Origin of the sequence: Streptomyces sp. NPDC007872, from assembly GCF_042868165.1 — a bacterium.
In the GTDB taxonomy this organism is placed as follows: Bacteria; Actinomycetota; Actinomycetes; order Streptomycetales; family Streptomycetaceae; genus Streptomyces.
The window spans coordinates 290025-306108 of sequence record NZ_JBIAEA010000005.1; the positions used below are offsets into that span (position 1 = coordinate 290025).

Annotated in this window: 17 protein-coding genes; 10 read left to right on the forward strand and 7 right to left on the reverse strand. The window is 73.7% G+C overall.

What is annotated here, in order from left to right:
- Positions 1-7: 7 nt before the first annotated feature.
- Entirely contained in the window at positions 8-667 is a 660-nt protein-coding gene (locus ACFYNX_RS19920; RefSeq protein WP_365539761.1) for a response regulator transcription factor, read from the forward strand.
- Positions 668-814: 147 nt separating this feature from the next.
- Here the strand turns inward: ACFYNX_RS19920 and ACFYNX_RS19925 are convergent, their stop codons facing one another.
- A complete protein-coding gene (locus ACFYNX_RS19925; RefSeq protein WP_388663405.1) occupies positions 815-1276 on the reverse strand; it encodes a MarR family winged helix-turn-helix transcriptional regulator in 462 nt (153 codons plus the stop codon).
- Positions 1277-1367: 91 nt separating this feature from the next.
- Between ACFYNX_RS19925 and ACFYNX_RS19930 the strand changes: the two genes are divergently transcribed.
- From ACFYNX_RS19930 to ACFYNX_RS19945, 4 genes are all read left to right on the forward strand, one after another.
- The gene (locus ACFYNX_RS19930; RefSeq protein WP_388662900.1) at positions 1368-2492 is read left to right on the forward strand and encodes a hypothetical protein; all 1125 of its coding nucleotides are present in this window, start codon (positions 1368-1370) and stop codon (positions 2490-2492) included.
- Between the two features lie 150 nt (positions 2493-2642).
- Entirely contained in the window at positions 2643-4103 is a 1461-nt protein-coding gene (locus tag ACFYNX_RS19935) for a DUF2252 domain-containing protein (protein WP_388662902.1), read from the forward strand.
- Positions 4104-4171: 68 nt separating this feature from the next.
- Positions 4172-4987: a hypothetical protein gene (locus ACFYNX_RS19940; RefSeq protein WP_365539818.1), complete on the forward strand. Its 816-nt coding sequence runs from the start codon at positions 4172-4174 to the stop codon at positions 4985-4987.
- A gap of 55 nt (positions 4988-5042) precedes the next feature.
- Positions 5043-5387 (forward strand): rhodanese-like domain-containing protein, encoded by a 345-nt coding sequence (locus ACFYNX_RS19945; RefSeq protein WP_125661968.1) that lies wholly within the window; start codon positions 5043-5045, stop codon positions 5385-5387.
- Between the two features lie 88 nt (positions 5388-5475).
- Here ACFYNX_RS19945 and ACFYNX_RS19950 read toward each other — a convergent pair whose 3' ends face one another.
- The 5 genes from ACFYNX_RS19950 to paaA are packed head-to-tail and all read right to left on the reverse strand — an operon-like array spanning position 5476 to position 9111.
- Complete coding sequence (locus ACFYNX_RS19950) at positions 5476-6564, reverse strand: 2Fe-2S iron-sulfur cluster-binding protein (RefSeq protein ID WP_388662904.1); 1089 nt, start codon at positions 6562-6564, stop codon at positions 5476-5478.
- On the reverse strand, positions 6565-7062 hold the full coding sequence (gene paaD, locus ACFYNX_RS19955) for a 1,2-phenylacetyl-CoA epoxidase subunit PaaD (RefSeq protein ID WP_351971073.1): 498 nt from the start codon (positions 7060-7062) through the stop codon (positions 6565-6567).
- A complete protein-coding gene (gene paaC, locus ACFYNX_RS19960) occupies positions 7056-7799 on the reverse strand; it encodes a 1,2-phenylacetyl-CoA epoxidase subunit PaaC (RefSeq protein WP_388662906.1) in 744 nt (247 codons plus the stop codon). Before paaC ends, paaD begins: the two co-directional genes overlap by 7 nt.
- Complete coding sequence (gene paaB / locus ACFYNX_RS19965) at positions 7796-8083, reverse strand: 1,2-phenylacetyl-CoA epoxidase subunit PaaB (protein WP_062753816.1); 288 nt, start codon at positions 8081-8083, stop codon at positions 7796-7798. Before paaB ends, paaC begins: the two co-directional genes overlap by 4 nt.
- Positions 8080-9111 (reverse strand): 1,2-phenylacetyl-CoA epoxidase subunit PaaA, encoded by a 1032-nt coding sequence (gene paaA, locus ACFYNX_RS19970; RefSeq protein WP_388662909.1) that lies wholly within the window; start codon positions 9109-9111, stop codon positions 8080-8082. Before paaA ends, paaB begins: the two co-directional genes overlap by 4 nt.
- A 112-nt stretch (positions 9112-9223) precedes the next feature.
- Here paaA and ACFYNX_RS19975 point away from each other — a divergent pair, with 112 nt between their 5' ends.
- From ACFYNX_RS19975 to ACFYNX_RS19985, 3 genes are read left to right on the forward strand one after another with little or no spacing between them, the layout of a single operon-like run.
- Positions 9224-10006 (forward strand): DUF5819 family protein, encoded by a 783-nt coding sequence (locus ACFYNX_RS19975; RefSeq protein ID WP_388662911.1) that lies wholly within the window; start codon positions 9224-9226, stop codon positions 10004-10006.
- Complete coding sequence (locus tag ACFYNX_RS19980; RefSeq protein ID WP_388662913.1) at positions 10003-11274, forward strand: HTTM domain-containing protein; 1272 nt, start codon at positions 10003-10005, stop codon at positions 11272-11274. Before ACFYNX_RS19975 ends, ACFYNX_RS19980 begins: the two co-directional genes overlap by 4 nt.
- Complete coding sequence (locus ACFYNX_RS19985; RefSeq protein ID WP_365539751.1) at positions 11271-11966, forward strand: TrmH family RNA methyltransferase; 696 nt, start codon at positions 11271-11273, stop codon at positions 11964-11966. Before ACFYNX_RS19980 ends, ACFYNX_RS19985 begins: the two co-directional genes overlap by 4 nt.
- Positions 11967-12030: 64 nt before the next feature.
- Here the strand turns inward: ACFYNX_RS19985 and paaN are convergent, their stop codons facing one another.
- Positions 12031-13728 (reverse strand): phenylacetic acid degradation protein PaaN, encoded by a 1698-nt coding sequence (paaN, locus tag ACFYNX_RS19990; protein ID WP_388662915.1) that lies wholly within the window; start codon positions 13726-13728, stop codon positions 12031-12033.
- A gap of 124 nt (positions 13729-13852) precedes the next feature.
- On the opposite strand from paaN, the gene ACFYNX_RS19995 reads away from it, so the two are divergent.
- Positions 13853-15472, forward strand: coding sequence for a 3-hydroxyacyl-CoA dehydrogenase (locus ACFYNX_RS19995; protein ID WP_388662917.1), 1620 nt, complete (start codon positions 13853-13855; stop codon positions 15470-15472).
- The gene (locus ACFYNX_RS20000) at positions 15469-16062 is read left to right on the forward strand and encodes a TetR/AcrR family transcriptional regulator (RefSeq protein WP_125661999.1); all 594 of its coding nucleotides are present in this window, start codon (positions 15469-15471) and stop codon (positions 16060-16062) included. Before ACFYNX_RS19995 ends, ACFYNX_RS20000 begins: the two co-directional genes overlap by 4 nt.
- Positions 16063-16084: the final 22 nt, after the last annotated feature.

Sequence of the window (16084 nt, forward strand, 5' to 3'; positions counted from 1 at the left end):
AGAAGCTGTGGCAGGGCAGCCCATCAGGGTCGTGATCGCGGACGACGAGCCGCTGATCAGGGCCGGGATCCGGATGATCCTCAACTCGGACCCGGAGATCCAGGTCGTCGGGGAGGCGGCCGACGGGCGGGCGGCGGTCGAGGCGGCGCGGGCGCACGCGGCCGACGTGGTATTGCTCGACATCCAGATGCCGGTCCTCGACGGACTCTCGGCGCTGCCGGAGCTGCGGCGGGCGGTGCCCGCGGCCCGGGTCGTCGTCCTGACGACCTTCGGCGAGCGGGAGAACGTCCTGCGGGCCCTTGAGTACGGAGGTGCGGGGTTCCTGCTCAAGGACACGGCGCCCGCGGAGCTGATCGGGGCCGTGCGGGCGGCCGCGGCGGGGGACGCGTACCTGTCGCCGGCGGCGACCCGGCACGTGGTGGAGCGGCTCGCCAGGGGCCGGGAGGCGGCCCGGGCCGAGGAGGCCCGGGGTCGGGTGGCGGCGCTGAGCGAGAAGGAGCGGGACGTCCTGGCGCTGCTCGGGGAGGGGCTCTCCAACGCGGACGCGGGGAAGCGGCTGCACATGAGCGAGGGCACGGTGAAGACGTACGTGAGCCGAATCCTGGCCAAGCTGGACTGCGAGAACCGCGTCCAGGCGGCGCTGCTCGCGCGGGACGCGGGGTTGTAGGGGGTTCTCCCGGTAGGGGACGCGCGGGGCCGAAGGAGCGGGGGCGGGGTCGGGGTGGGGACGGAGCGGGACCTGGGCCGGGGTGGAGCGTGACCTGGGCCGGGGTGGGGTCCGGGCCGCCGCGGTGCGGGGCGGGCCGGGTCAGGGCTAGGGGTGGTCCGGGAGGTCGTCCGTGCCGGCGTCGTTGTAGCGCAGGAGGTACGCGGCGAAGCGGGCGAGGTCCTCGGCCGACCAGTCCTTGAGGCGCTCCTGGTAGGCGGCCCTGCGGTTAGTCCGGGCCGAGGCGAGGACCTTCGTGCCCTCCTCCGTGGCGTGCAGGACCTGTACGCGGTGGTCGTCGGGGGCCGGCCGGCGTTCCACGAAGCCGAGCTTCTCCAGGACGGCGAGCTGGCGGCTGACCGTCGACTTGTCCAGCAGGTAGTGGGCCGCGAGGTCGGTCGCGCGGCAGCCGTGCCGCTCCTCGATGTGGGCGAGGAGCGTGTACGAGACGAGCGGGAGCTCGGGGTGGACCCGGGCCGCCGCGGCGCGGGCCCGGCGGGCGAAGGCCGTCAGCTCGCGCTGGATGACGTCCAGGGACGCCTCGCGGGGTGGTTCGGTGCCGCCGGTCATGGGGGCTCCCTCGTCGTCGTGCGGGCGCTGTTCGCTCATCACGGCCTTTCAGTTGTATACTACAACGGTTCTTTAGTTGTAAAAGCCAACCATGGAGGTCTCGGTGTCCGCAGGACCGAACACCAGGGGAGCGTTGAAGCACGTCCTCGGGCATCTGCTCACCCCCCTGCTGATGTGCGTCGGCATGGGACTCGCCTACCTCGGCGCCTTCCACGCCCCCGAACCGCACGACCTGCGCGTCGACGTCGTCGGCTCGGGGCCCACGACCCGGGTCCTCGCCCAGACGCTCCAGGACGAGGGGGCGGGCGCCCTCGACGTCCGGACCGTCGCCGACCGGGAGACGGCCGTCACCGCGCTGCGCGAGCAGCACAGCTTCGGCGCCTACGTGCCGGGCGCGAAGCCCGAACTCCTCGTCGCCTCGGGCTCCTCCGACACCAGCGCCATGGCGGTCGAGAAGGTGTTCACCAAGGTCGCCGCCGCGCAGGACGCCCCGCTGAAGGTCACCGACGTCGCCCCCACCGCCTCCGGCGACCCCACCGGCCAGGGCGTCTTCTTCCTCCTGGTCGCCCTCAGCATCGGCGCGTACGCCTCGGTCGCCGTCATCGGCGGCGCCGGAGCCGTCCTGCCCATGCGGATCAGGGTCCTCCTCGCCGCCGGCACGTCCTTCGTCGTCAGCCTGATCGGCACCCTCTTCGCCGGGCCGGTCTTCCACCTGGTCGACCAGGGCCTCGGCGGAGTGTGGGCGATGTCCTGGCTCTACGCGGCGGGCATCCTGCTCGTCGGCGTCGGCCTGCACACCTTCCTGCGCCGCTGGACCACGCTCGGCGTGATGGTCCTCTTCGTCATGCTCAACTTCACCAGCTCCGGGGGCATCTACCGGCCCGAGCTCCAGCCCGGCTTCTTCGGCGCCCTGCACGCCTTCTGGAACGGCGCGGGCTTCGTCGAGGGCGTGCGCGCGCACGTGTACTTCGACGGCCACGCCCTCGGCGGGAACGTCCTCGTCCTCGCCCTCTGGCTCCTCGCCGGAGTCGCCCTCGTCGCCGTCGCGGGCCTCACGGAGGCGCGGCGCGCGAAGCCGGCCGCCGGGCCCCTCGCGCAGTCCGCCCCCCGGCCCGCTGCCCAGCCCGCCACCCGGTCCGCTGCTCAGTCCGCCGAGAAGGCCGAGGCCGAGGAGGCCGAGGCCGAGGAGGAGATGGAGGAGGCCGTCGCGGTCTGAGGACCGCCCGGCCCCGACGGGGTGACGGGCCCGGAGGGCTTCCGGAGGGTTGTCCACAGGTGCTCGTCCACAGGGGGAGACGGCCGATCGGCGACGGCGGTACCGTCAGGGCCGAACGAGGACGAACATCGCATCGGGGGAGGACGTCCCATGGACGTGATCACGGCTGTCGTGCCGGAACAGCGCGGTACGGGCGAAGTGCGGGGCGCGGAGCGCGTCCCGCACGTGCCGGGGTTCGCGCGCCGGGCGGCCGCGGGGGCCGGAGCCTCACCCAAGGAGCGGGGCAGGGAGCTGCGCGAGCGGGTCCCCCGCTCCTCGCACGCCCGGCAGGACCCCGTCGCCGACCGCCCGGACGCCGTCCGCGCCGTCGAGGAGTCGAACTTCGGCCGGGTCCCCGAGCTCACGCCGATACGGGTCGGCAGGATGGCGGCGAGCCCGTTCGCCTTCCTGCGCGGATCCGCCGGACTGATGGCCCAGGACCTCGTCGGGACCCCCGTCACCGGGATCGCCGCGCAGATCTGCGGCGACGCGCACGCCGCCAACTTCGGCCTCTACGGGGACGCCCGCGGCCGGCTCGTCATGGACCTCAACGACTTCGACGAGACCGTCGTCGGCCCCTGGGAATGGGACCTCAAGCGGCTCGCCACCTCCCTGGTCCTCGCCGGGCGGGAGGTCGGCGCGAGCGAGGAGGTCTGCCGGGCCGCCGCCTTCGACACTGTCGGCGCCTACCGGCGCACCATGCGCCTGCTCGCCCGTCTCCCCGCCGCCGACGCCTGGAACGCGATCGCCGACGAGGAACTCGTCTCCCACGCCGACGCCCACGACCTCCTCGGCATCCTGGAGAAGGTCTCCGCCAAGGCCCGCAACAACACCAGCGCCCGGTTCGCCACCCGGTCGACCGAGGCCGTGGCGGACGCCGAGGGCGGCGGCCGCAGGTTCGTCGACGCTCCCCCGGTGCTGCGCCGGGTCCCGGACGCCGAGGCGGCCCGGGTCGCCGCCTCCCTCGGCGCCTACCTGGAGACCGTGTCCGAGGACCGGCTGCCGCTCCTCGCGCGGTACGCCGTCCACGACGTGGCCTTCCGGGTGGTCGGCACCGGCAGCGTCGGCACCCGCTCCTACGTCGTGCTGCTCCTCGACCACCGGGGCGAGCCGCTGGTGCTCCAGGTCAAGGAGGCCCGGCCCTCGGTCCTGCTCCCCCACCTGCCGGCCGCCGGCTTCGCGGTGGAGGACGCGGGCCACGAGGGGAGGCGCGTGGTGCTCGGACAGAAGCGGATGCAGGTCGTCAGCGACATCCTGCTCGGCTGGACCACGGTCGACGGACGCCCGTTCCAGGTGCGCCAGTTCCGCAACCGCAAGGGCAGCGTCGACCCCGCAGCGCTCGCCGCCGACCAGGTCGACGACTACGGGCGGATGACCGGCGCCCTCCTCGCCCGCGCCCACGCCCACAGCGCCGACCCGCGCCTGATATCCGGCTACTGCGGCAAGAACGAGGAGCTGGACGAGGCCGTCGCCTCCTTCGCCGTCACGTACGCGGACCGCACCACGGCCGACCACGCCGACCTGCTCTCCGCCGTCCGCTCCGGACGGGTGGCGGCCGAGCTCGGCGTCTGACCCCGCGCGGGGCCGGCGCCCCGGCCCCTTACGCTGGGAGGGTGACGAGCCGGAACGAGGACAGCGACGTGGACCAGGGCCTGGAGCAGGGCGCGGACACCGGGGGTGACGAGCGGCCCGAGGCGCGCCTCGAGCGCGCCGTGCGGGCGGCCGAACAGGCGCTGATCGAGTTCGAGATCGCCGTCGAGACCTTCCGGGTCGAGGTGGAGAACTTCTCCCGGCTGCACCACCAGAAGCTCGGCCCGATGTACGCGCGGCTCGACGAGCTGGAGGCGCTGATCGCCGAGGCCCGGGCGGCGCGCACCGGTGACCCGGAGGACCTGCGGCGGGCCCAGGAGGCCCGGGCGGCGGTCATGCCGATGCCGGGCGTGGAGGAGCTGTTCCACGACTGGATCGACACCGACGGCCTCTCCCCCGAGGCGGCGGCCATGCTCACCGAGCGGCCGGTCCAGCCGCCGAAGCGGGTCCGGCCCGGTGAGGAGGCCCGCAGGCTCTACCGCGAGCTGGCCCGCAAGGCCCACCCCGACCTGGCCCGCGAGGAGGGCGAGCGGAAGCGGCGCGAGGAGTTCATCACCCGGGTGAACGCCGCCTACGCCCGGGGCGACGAGGGGCTGCTGCGCGAGCTGTCCGCCGAGTGGGAGGCCGGACCGGCGCCGGCGGAGGAGCGGCTCAGCGAGAGCGAGGAGCTGTACGCGCGCCTGGAGTGGCTGGCGGAGCGCAAGGACATGCTCTCGGCGGTGGCGCGCGAGCTGGAGGAGAGCGCGATCGGCGCGATGTTGCGGATGGCGCCGGACGACCCGGACCGGCTCCTCGAGGAGATCGCGGAGCAGCTCCTCGCGCAGGTCTCCGAGCGGGAGAACGAGCTGTCCGGCCTGGTGCAGTAGGTTTTCCGTGCGCCCGACTCCCTTCGGGTGGTTCTGACGAGAGAAGGCCGGTCCCATGAATGTCTCCCCGCTGCCCTCGGTGGACGCGGCTTCCGTGCCGTCCGATGCCCTGGTGCTGGACGTCAGGGAGGAGGACGAGTGGGCCGCGGGCCACGTCGAGGGCGCGGTGCACGTGCCGATGAGCGACTTCGTGGCCCGCTTCGGCGAGGTCACGGAGTCCCTGGCCGAGCACGGTCGGGCCTATGTGATGTGCCGGGTGGGCGGCCGGTCGGCGCAGGTCACGCAGTACCTGGTCCAGCAGGGCTTCGACGCGGTGAACGTCGACGGCGGGATGCTCGCCTGGGACGGCGCCGGGCGCCCGATGGTGGCGGAGAACGGCGCCCAGGCGTTCGTGCTCTGATCCCCCCGGGACCCGGGGACGGCCTGTGCCGTCTTCCCCGGGCCCTCACGGTCTCCCGACCTTTCTCCAGGCCCTCCGGACCCGCCCGTCAGCGGTCGAAGTCCAGCTCCACGTCGGCGGTGGTGGGGCGGGACTGGCAGGCCAGGACGTAACCGGCCTCCGTCTCGTCCGGCTCCAGGGCGAAGTTGCGGTCCATCCGCACCTCTCCGCCGACGACGAAGGCCCGGCAGGTGCCGCACACCCCGCCCTTGCAGGCGTACGGGGCGTCCGCGCGGGCGCGGAGCACGGTGTCCAGGAGCGTCTCGCCCCGCTCCACCGGCCAGGTGCCGGACCGGCCGTGCAGGGTCGCGGTCAGGGTGGCGTGCGCGGGGGCGTCGGCCGCCGGTGCCGCCGCGGGCGCGGAGCCGTCGTCGACGTGGAAGATCTCCTGGTGGATCCGGCCCCGATCGACGCCCAGGTCGCGCAGCGCCCGCTCGGCGCCCTGCACCAGACCGAAGGGCCCGCACAGGAACCAGCCGTCGACCTCGCCGACCGGCAGCAGCGCGGGGAGCAGCCCGGCGAGCCGCTCGCGGTCGAGCCGTCCGGACGGAAGGCCCGCCTGCTGCTCCTCCCGGGAGAGCACGGTGACCAACTGGAAGCGGTCGGGGTAGCGGTCCTTCAGGTCGGCCACCTCGTCCAGGAACATGGTGGACGCGGCGGTGCGGTCGCTCCGGACCAGGCAGAACCGGGCCTCCGGCTCGCGGGCGAGCAGGGTGGCCGCCATCGAGAGCACCGGGGTGACGCCGCTGCCGCCGACGACCGCGGCGAAGCGGCCGGGGCGCGGGGCGAGCGTGAAGCGGCCCGTCGGCTCCATGACCTCGACGAGGTCGCCGACGGCCAGCTCCTTGAGGGCGTACGTCGAGAACGCGCCGCCGTCCACGAGCCGGATGCCGACGCGCAGGACGGGGGGCTCGCCGGCCGGGGCGGCGGGGGCGCAGATCGAGTACGTGCGCCGGACCTCCTCGCCCCGCTCGCCGGTGCGTCGCAGCGCCAGGTGCTGGCCGGGCAGGTGCCGGTAGGTCTCGCGCAGCTCGGGCGGGACCGCGAAGGTGACGGCCACGGAGTCGTCCGTGAGCCGCTCGACCCCGCTCACCGCGAGCGGATGGAACCCGGCCCGTCCCGCGCCTGAGGACACCATCTACAGCTCCTTGAAGTGGTCGAACGGTTCGCGGCAGGCGGTGCAGCGGCGCAGGGCCTTGCACGCGGTGGAGGAGAAGCGGCTCAGGAGCTCGGTGTCGGTGGAGCCGCAGTGCGGACAGCGGATCGCCAGCGTCAGTGGCACCGGGCCGCCGGCCGGGCCCTGCGGGCGCGGCGGGGCGATGCCGAACTCGGTGAGCTTGCGCCGTCCCTCCTCGCTGATGTCGTCGGTGGACCAGGCGGGGGTGAGGACCGTGACGACGGAGACCTCCGGGACCCCGTGGTCGTGGAGGGCGCGCTCGATGTCCGAGGACATGGCCTCGATCGCGGGGCAGCCCGTGTACGTCGGGGTGAGGGTGACCTCGACCCGGCCGGGGCCGGTGACGTGGACGCCCCGCATCACCCCCAGCTCCTCCAGGGTGAGGACGGGCAGCTCCGGATCGGGGACGGACCCGGCGACCCGGCTCAGCTCCTCCTCCAGGGCCGTCATGGTCACCACGACGCCCCCGGGTGGCTGCGGTGCAGGTGCTGCATCTCGGCCAGCATCCGTCCGAAGGACTCGGTGTGCAGGCCCTGGCGGCCCGCGCCCGCGCTCCAGGCGCCGGTGCGCGGCCCGGAGGGCACGGTGAGTGTGGCCCTGCCGAGGACGTCCGTCACCGACTCCAGCCAGGCGCTCTCCAGGGCCGCGTGGTCCACGTCGAGCCCTTCGACCGGCTGGAACAGCTCGCCGGTGTACCGCCACAGGGCCTCGCAGGCCCGGCTCATCCGCTCGTGGCTCTCGGAGGTGCCGTCGCCGAGGCGCAGCGTCCACTGCTCGGCGTGGTCCCGGTGGTAGGCGACCTCCTTGACGGCCTTCGCCGCGAGACCGGCGAAGGGCCCGTCGCCGGAGGCCAGCCGCCCGTACAGCAGGTGCTGGTAGGTGGAGAAGTAGAGCTGCCGGGCGATGGTGTGGGCGAAGTCGCCGTTCGGCTGCTCGGCGAGCTGGACGTTCCGGAAGGAGCGCTCCTCCCGGAGGTAGGCCAGTTCGTCCTCGTCGCCGACGAGGGACAGCAGGACGCGGGCCTGGCCGAGCAGGTCGAGCGCGATGTTGGCCAGGGCGACCTCCTCCTCCAGGACGGGGGCGGAGCCGGCCCACTCCCCCAGGCGGTGGGAGAGGACGAGGGCGTCGTCGCCGAGGGCGAGGGCCGCGCCGACGGGCACGGCGGTGGCGTTCTCGCGGGTGTCGGGGGTGCTCACAGGTGCTTCACCCCCTCCGGGATCTCGTAGAAGGTCGGGTGGCGGTAGGCCTTGTCCGCCGCCGGGTCGAAGAAGGGGTCCTTCTCGTCGGGTGAGGACGCGGTGATCGCCGCGGAGGGCACGACCCAGATCGAGACGCCCTCGCTCCTGCGGGTGTACAGGTCGCGGGCGTTGCGCAGGGCCATCTCCGCGTCGGGCGCGTGGAGACTGCCCGCGTGGGTGTGGGACAGTCCGCGGCGCGAGCGCACGAACACCTCCCACAGGGGCCAACCGTCGCTCGTCATGCCTGTGCCTCCCCGTGCTCTCCGGTGTGCTTCTTCGCGTGGGCCGCCGCCGCTTCCCTGACCCAGGCGCCGTCCTCGTGGGCCTGGCGCCGCCTGCTCAGCCGCTGGTCGTTGCAGGGGCCGTTCCCCTTGAGGACGTCCCAGAACTCGGTCCAGTCGATCGGCCCGAAGTCGTAGTGCCCGCGCTCCTCGTTCCACCGGAGGTCCGGGTCGGGGAGGGTGAGGCCGAGCGCGTCGGCCTGCGGCGCGGCGATGTCGACGAAGCGCTGCCGCAGCTCGTCGTTGGAATGGCGCTTGATCTTCCAGGCCATCGCCTGGGCCGTGTGGGTCGACTCGTCGTCCGGCGGGCCGAACATCATCAGCGAGGGCCACCACCAGCGGTCCACCGCGTCCTGCGCCATGGCGTGCTGGGCCTCGGTGCCGTTCGACAGGGCGAGCAGCGCCTCGTACCCCTGGCGCTGGTGGAAGGACTCCTCCTTGCAGACCCGGACCATCGCGCGGGCGTACGGGCCGTAGGAACAGCGGCACAGGGGGACCTGGTTGGTGATCGCGGCGCCGTCCACCAGCCAGCCGATCGCGCCGACGTCGGCCCAGGTCAGCGTGGGGTAGTTGAAGATCGAGGAGTACTTCTGGCGGCCGGAGTGGAGCTTGTCGAGCAGCTCGTCGCGGCTGGTGCCGAGGGTCTCCGCCGCGCTGTACAGGTAGAGCCCGTGGCCGGCCTCGTCCTGCACCTTGGCCATCAGGATCGCCTTGCGGCGCAGCGAGGGCGCGCGGGTGATCCAGTTCGCCTCGGGCTGCATGCCGATGATCTCGGAGTGGGCGTGCTGCGCGATCTGCCGGACGAGCGAGGCGCGGTAGGCCTCGGGCATCCAGTCGCGCGGCTCGATGCGCTCGTCGGCGGCGACGGCGGCGTCGAACACGGTCTCGTGGGCGGCCGTCTCCACCGCGGCCGCGTCCGCCGCACCGGCCGTGCCCGCGCCGCCCGCCGTGCCCGCGGTCCCTGCCGTTCCTGCCGTCACTGCGGTCATCAGATCCCCTACCGACCGATCGTTCGGTTCATTGGCTTCAATGGTGAGACGGCGGCCCGTATGGTGTCAACCCTGTGGATAACCGAGGTGGGCCGATCGGGATCGGGGCGGGATGGACGCGCACGTCGAAAAGGACGCGGCCGGGGTGAGGGACGACCGGCGGACAGCCCCGGAGGAGCCCCCGATCGCCCTGCCCGACCCCGTGCCCCCGCGGGCCGCCGGTCCGGGCACCGGGATCATGGCGCTCTCCCTGCCGTACCAGGTCGTCGTCGCCGTCGCGCTCGCCGTCACCGCCGTGTTCGCCTGCGTCCACCTGGCGATGGTCTTCCTGCACGTGGCGCCGTCCAACACGCTGACCAAGCAGAACGGTCAGGCCGTCGACGACTGGATCTACCCCGAGTTCGAGCAGAACTGGAAGCTCTTCGCGCCCAACCCGCTCCAGCAGAACGTCTCCGTCGAGGCCCGCGCCGAGGTCACCGCCGCCGACGGCACCCGCCGGACCACCGACTGGATCGACCTCACGGCCCAGGACGCCGAGGCGATCCGCCACAACCCGATGCCCAGCCACACCCAGCAGAACCAGCTCCGCAGGGCCGTGGACTTCTACTTCAACTCGCACACCGACGAGCACCGCCCCAACGGACTGCGCGGCCGCCTCTCGGAGCAGTACATGCGCCGGATCACGGTGCAGCGCCTCGACGCCCTCCCCGCCCTCGCGGGCTCCGACCTGCGCCGCATCCGGCTCCGCGCCGTCACCCGGCCCGTCCTCGCGCCGCACTGGAGCACCGAGAAGTCGAAGTCCTCCCCCTCCTACCGCGACTTCCCGTGGTGGCGGATCACCGACGCCGACCGGTCCCCCGACGCGGCCCCGAACCGTACGGAGGCGGCCCGATGAGCACCCCGAACCCGGCCCCGACGTCGACGCCCGTGTCCGCCTCCTCGCGCGCGCGTGCCCGCGAGCCCTTCGACCGCCGGCTCGCCCGCGCCGTCCAGGCCGTCACCGGCCGCTCCCTCGGCCCGTACCAGAGCGCGATCGTACGGATCGGCTTCTCGCTGACCTGGCTGCTCTTCCTGCTGCGCGAGCTGCCGCACCGGCACCAGCTCTACGGCCTCGAAAGCCCCTGGTCCTGGAGGATGGCCGAGCGGCTGATCGTCGACAACCGGGCCTTCACCGTGCTCATGTGGTCGGACGGCCGGCTCTGGTTCGAGGTCGTCTACGGACTCGCGGTGCTCTCCACCGCCCTGCTCCTGGTGGGCTGGCGCACCCGGGCCGTCTCCGTGGTCTTCATGGCCGGGGTGCTGTCGCTGCAGAACCGCGCCGTCTTCGTCGGCGACGGCGGCGACAACGTCCTCCACCTCGCCGCGATCTACCTCGTCCTGACCCGCTGCTCCCGGGTGTGGTCCCTCGACGCCCGGCGGGCGGCCCGCGAGGAGCGCGCCGTCCGCGCCGGGGAGCCCCCGCGCCGCGATCTCACCGGCCCGCTGCTGTGGACCGTGCTCGGCGGCTTCCTCGTGGCCGCCACCTGGTTCTCCGACGTCAGCGGCGAGTGGTGGATGCCGGTGCTGCTGTGGGTGCTCTGGCTGGGGAACGCGCTGTGGTGGCTGGTCCGCCGGTACGCCCCGGGGGAGCCCCGGACCCTGCTCGACGCCCTCGCCAACCTCGCGCACAACGCCGCCCTCCTGGTGCTCATGGCGGAGGTCTGCCTGATCTACGCCACGGCCGGCTGGTACAAGGTCCAGGGCGCGCGCTGGCAGGACGGCACCGCGCTGTTCTACCCGCTCCACCTGGACTACTTCACGCCCTGGCCCGCCCTCTCCGAGCTGCTCGCCTCCAGCGGGATCATGGTGATGGTGCTGTCCTACGGCACGGTGATCGTGCAGGTCGCCTTCCCCTTCACGCTCTTCAACCGCAAGGTCAAGAACGTCCTCCTGGTCGCGATGATGCTGGAGCACGCCGGGATCGCCCTGCTCCTCGGCCTGCCGGTCTTCTCGCTGGCGATGATCTCCGCCGACGCGGTCTTCCTGCCGACGGTGTTCCTGGTGGCCCTGGGGGCGCGGGCGACCCGGGTCCGGGACCGGCTGCTGCGGCGGACCCCGGACGGGACGCTGCCCGAGCAGCGCCGTGCGGACGGGGAGCACGCCCCCCGTACCCTCGTCGGGTGAGCACCACCGAAGAGACGCCCGGGACCGGGCCGCAGACCGCCGGGGCCGAGCAGGAGCCGGTCCAGTACGACGAGGGGTTCGGCCCCGAGGTCGGCGTCGGGCCGCACCCGGAGCCGTGGCCCGAGGACGAGCGGTACGACCCCGAGCTGCTCGCCGGCGGCGACCGGCGCAACGTCGTCGACCGCTACCGGTACTGGACGCGCGAGGCGGTCGTCGCCGACCTGGACACCCGGCGCCACGACTTCCACGTGGCGGTGGAGAACTGGGGCCACGACTTCAACATCGGTTCGGTGGTGCGGACCGCCAACGCCTTCCTGGCCAAGGAGGTCCACATCGTGGGCCGGCGGCGCTGGAACCGGCGCGGCGCCATGGTCACCGACCGCTACCAGCACGTCCGCCACCACCCGGACACCGCGTCGCTGACCTCGTGGGCGGCGGCCGAGGGCCTGCCCGTCATCGGCATCGACAACCTGCCCGGCGCCGTGCCGCTGGAGCGGACCGTGCTCCCCCGCCGCTGCGTGCTGCTCTTCGGGCAGGAGGGCCCCGGGCTCACCGAGGAGGCCCGCGCCCACGTGGAGACGGTCTGCTCGATCGCCCAGTTCGGCTCCACCCGGTCGATCAACGCGGGGGCGGCCGCCGCCATCGCCATGCACGCGTGGATCCAGCGGTACGCGGAGATCGAGACCCCTTAGGGGCCCGGGGCACCGGGCCCCCGGAGCGGCGGGACCCGGTGGGGCCCCGCCGCGCCACGGGAGGTCAGGCCTGGCGGCGGACCTCCACCACCCGGAAGCGGTTGGCGACGAAGGCGCCGTCGCACAGGGCGGCGTTCGCCGCCGGGTTCCCGCCGGAGCCGTGGAAGTCGGAGAACGCGGCCGTCTGGTTCACGTACACCCCGCCCGTCAGGTTCAGCGACAACTGGGCCGCCTCCTCCAGGCAGACCTCCTCCACCGCGCGCTCGACCTCCTCCGAGGTCGTGTACGCGCCGACCGTCATGGCGCCCTTCTCGCGGACCGTGCGCCGCAGCAGCTCCAGGGCGTCGGCGGTGGAGTCCACCGCGACGGCGAAGGAGACCGGGCCGAAGCACTCCGAGAAGTACGCGTCCTGCGCCTCCGGCTTGGAGCCGTCCAGCTTCACGATCACCGGGGTGCGGACCACGGCGTCCGGGAACTCCGCGTTGGCCACCTCGCGGGAGGCGAGCGCCACCTCGCCGAGGTCGGCGGCGGCCTCCAGGCGTGCCTTCACGTCCGGGTTGACCAGGGCGCCGAGCAGGCCGTTGGCCCGGGTGTCGTCGCCGAGCAGGCCGTCGACCGCCGCCGCGAGGTCGGCCACGACCTCGTCGTACGACTTGGGGCCCTGGTCGGTGGCGATGCCGTCGCGGGGGACCAGCAGGTTCTGCGGGGTGGTGCACATCTGGCCGCTGTAGAGGGACAGCGAGAAGGCCAGGTTGCCGAGCATGCCCCGGTAGTCGTCGGTGGAGTCCACCACGACCGTGTTGACCCCGGCCTTCTCGGTGTAGACCTGGGCCTGGCGGGCGTTGTCCTCCAGCCAGTCGCCGAAGGCGGTCGAGCCGGTGTAGTCGATGATCCGGACCTCGGGGCGCAGGGCCAGGGTCTTGGCGATGCCCTCGCCGGGGTGCTCGACGGCGAGCGCCACCAGGTTCGGGTCGAAGCCCGTCTCGGCGAGCACCTCGCGGGCGATCCGGACGGTGAGCGCCAGCGGCAGGACCGCGCGCGGGTGGGGCTTGACCAGGACCGCGTTGCCGGTGGCGAGGGAGGCGAACAGGCCCGGGTAGCCGTTCCACGTGGGGAAGGTGTTGCAGCCGATCACCAGGGCGACGCCCCGGCCGACCGGGGTGAACTCCTTGCTCAGCTCCAGGGGGTCGCGCTTGCCCTGGGGCTTGGACCAGTCGGCCCGTCCGGCGGGGGTGCGGGTCTGCTCCGCGTACGCGTACGCCACGGCCTCCAGGCCGCGGTCCTGGGCGTGCGGGCCGCCGGCCTGGAACGCCATCATGAACGCCTGGCCGCTGGTGTGCATGACGGCGTGGGCGAACTCGTGGGTGCGGGCGGAGATCCGGGCGAGGATCTCCAGGCAGACCAGGGCGCGCGTCTCGGCCCCGGCGTCCCGCCAGGCGCCCGTTCCCGCGCGCATGGCGGGGAGCAGCACGTCGACGTCCGCGTGCGGGTACTCGACGCCCAGCTCCGGGCCGTACGGCGAGACCTCGCCGCCGGTCCAGCCGTCCGTGCCGGGCTGGTCCAGCTCGAAGCGGCCGTTCAGCAGGGACCGGTACGCGGCGAGGCCGGCCGCCGCGTCCAGGGAGCCGTCCGCCCCGTAGGCCTTGGGGTGCTCGGGGTGCGGCGACCAGTAGGCGCGGGTGCGGATGGTGTCGAGCGCCTGGTCGAGCGTGGACCGGTGCTTCTCGGCCAGACGGTCGGTGGTCGGCTGGGCGGTGGCCATGGGTGGACCAACTCCTCGTCGAGCTGGGCAGGGAGACACGTACGGAGTTAGAGTAACCGAACGATCGGTCGGGACAAGGGGGTCCGTCGATCCTGTGGAAAACCCATCGGGGAGGATCACTCCCATGAGTGCCGACGTGACCGTCAGGGGGAGCGACGACGTGACCGCCAAGGAGCCCGCCGCCGTGGAGCAGGACCGCGTTGCAGCCGTGGGGACGGAGGGCGCCGGGTCCGTGGGGCCCGTCGGGCGGCACCGCGTCGTCGCCGTCGTCGGCACCGGGACCATGGGGCAGGGCATCGCCCAGGTCGCGCTGGTCGCCGGCCACCCCGTGCGCCTCTACGACAGCGTCCCCGGCCGGGCCGGGGAGGCCGTGGCCGCCCTCGCCTCCCGCCTCGACCGGCTCGTGGAGAAGGGCCGCCTGGACGCCGAGTCGCGCGAAGCGGCCGTCGGACGGCTGCACGCGGCCGGGGAGCTCGCCGAGCTCGCGGACGCGGCCCTCGTCGTCGAGGCGATCGTCGAGGACCCGGCGGTCAAGCGGCGGCTCTTCGCCGACCTGGAGGAGGTCGTCGGCGACGACACCGTCCTCGCCACCAACACCTCGTCGCTCTCCGTGACCGCCATCGCCGGGGGACTGCGACGGCCCGGCCGGTTCGTCGGACTGCACTTCTTCAACCCGGCGCCGCTGCTCCCGCTGGTCGAGGTCGTCAGCGGCTTCGCCACCGACCCGGACGTCGCCACGCGCGCGTACGAGACGGTGAAGGGCTGGGGCAAGACGCCGGTGCGCTGCACGGACACCCCCGGCTTCCTCGTGAACCGGATCGCGCGCCCCTTCTACGCCGAGGCGTTCCGGGTGTACGAGGAGGGCGGCGCCGACCCGGCCACCATCGACGCGGCCCTGCGCGAGAGCGGCGGCTTCCGCATGGGCCCGTTCGAGCTGACCGACCTCATCGGCCAGGACGTGAACGAGGCCGTCACCCGCTCCGTCTGGGACTCCTTCCACCAGGACCCCAAGTTCACCCCGTCGCTCGCGCAGCGCCGGCTGGTCGAGTCGGGGCGCCTCGGCCGCAAGACGGGCCACGGCTGGTTCCCGTACGCGGAGGGCGCCGAGCGTCCCGAGCCGCACACGGCCCCGCCGGCGAAGGCGCCGGAGGGGATCACCGTCCGGGGCGACCTGGGACCCGCCGAACCGCTGGCGGGGCTCTTCCAGGAGGCCGGGATCGAGGTCCGGCGCGAGGACGGCGACGGGCACGTCCGGCTGCCCGGCGGCGCCCGGCTCGGCCTGGCCGACGGCGGGACCGCCTTCGAGCACCCCGACGAGGAGATCATCCACTTCGACCTCGCGCTGGACTACGCGCGCGCGTCCCGGATCGTGCTGTCGACCGGCGGGCGCACCTCGCCCGAGTCCCTGGCCGAGGCCGTCGGCCTCTTCCAGGCCCTCGGCAAGCAGGTGTCCGTCATCGGTGACGTGCCCGGCATGATCGTCGCCCGTACGGTCGCGATGCTGGCCGACCTCGCGGCCGACGTGGTCGACCGGGGGGTCGCCACCGCCGAGGACGTCGACACGGCGATGCGGCTCGGCGTGAACTATCCGGCGGGACCGCTGGAATGGGCCGGGAAGGTGGGCCACGCGCGCGTGCGGGAGCTGCTCCTCTCGCTGCACGGGCACTACCCGACGGGCCGGTACGCGCCGAGCCAGGGCACCGCCCGCCGGGGCTACGCCGAGGAAGGACGTGACCCCCGATGACCACGGCGAAGCGCGACACGTACACCCCCGAGACGCTGCTCTCGGTCGCGGTGCGGGTCTTCAACGAGCGCGGTTACGACGGCACGTCCATGGAGCACCTGTCCAAGGCGGCGGGCATCTCCAAGTCGTCGATCTACCACCACGTGTCCGGCAAGGAGGAGCTGCTCCGGCGGGCCGTCAGCCGGGCGCTCGACGGCCTGTTCGCGGTCCTCGACGAGCCGGGGGCCGGGCGGGGCCGGGCCGTCGAGCGGGTCGAGTACGTCACGCGCCGCACCGTCGAGGTGCTGGTCGAGGAGCTGCCGTACGTGACGCTGCTGCTGCGGGTGCGCGGCAACACGGCCACCGAGCGGTGGGCGATGGAGCGGCGCCGCGAGTTCGACCACCGGGTGGCCGACCTCCTGAAGGCGGCCGTCGCCGAGGGCGACCTGCGGGCCGACGTGGACATCCGGCTCGCGACCCGGCTGCTCTTCGGCATGATCAACTCGCTGGTGGAGTGGTACCGGCCGCACCCGGACACGGCGGCGGAGCGGCGGCGGATCGCCGACACCGTCGTCCGCCTGGCCTTCGACGGGCTGCGGACGGCCGGCTGACGTCCCCGGCGGACCCGGGCCC

Bases quoted from the DNA above. Each gene is read 5' to 3' on its own strand.
- ACFYNX_RS19925 (WP_388663405.1), bottom strand. From the start codon at position 1,276: ATGACCGGCGGCACCGAACCACCCCGCGAGGCGTCCCTGGACGTCATC.
- ACFYNX_RS19930 (WP_388662900.1), top strand. From the start codon at position 1,368: ATGGAGGTCTCGGTGTCCGCAGGACCGAACACCAGGGGAGCGTTGAAG.
- ACFYNX_RS19935 (WP_388662902.1), top strand. From the start codon at position 2,643: ATGGACGTGATCACGGCTGTCGTGCCGGAACAGCGCGGTACGGGCGAA.
- ACFYNX_RS19945 (WP_125661968.1), top strand. From the start codon at position 5,043: ATGAATGTCTCCCCGCTGCCCTCGGTGGACGCGGCTTCCGTGCCGTCC.
- ACFYNX_RS19950 (WP_388662904.1), bottom strand. From the start codon at position 6,564: ATGGTGTCCTCAGGCGCGGGACGGGCCGGGTTCCATCCGCTCGCGGTG.
- paaB (WP_062753816.1), bottom strand. From the start codon at position 8,083: ATGACGAGCGACGGTTGGCCCCTGTGGGAGGTGTTCGTGCGCTCGCGC.
- paaA (WP_388662909.1), bottom strand. From the start codon at position 9,111: ATGACCGCAGTGACGGCAGGAACGGCAGGGACCGCGGGCACGGCGGGC.
- ACFYNX_RS19975 (WP_388662911.1), top strand. From the start codon at position 9,224: ATGGACGCGCACGTCGAAAAGGACGCGGCCGGGGTGAGGGACGACCGG.
- ACFYNX_RS19980 (WP_388662913.1), top strand. From the start codon at position 10,003: ATGAGCACCCCGAACCCGGCCCCGACGTCGACGCCCGTGTCCGCCTCC.
- paaN (WP_388662915.1), bottom strand. From the start codon at position 13,728: ATGGCCACCGCCCAGCCGACCACCGACCGTCTGGCCGAGAAGCACCGG.
- ACFYNX_RS19995 (WP_388662917.1), top strand. From the start codon at position 13,853: ATGAGTGCCGACGTGACCGTCAGGGGGAGCGACGACGTGACCGCCAAG.
- ACFYNX_RS20000 (WP_125661999.1), top strand. From the start codon at position 15,469: ATGACCACGGCGAAGCGCGACACGTACACCCCCGAGACGCTGCTCTCG.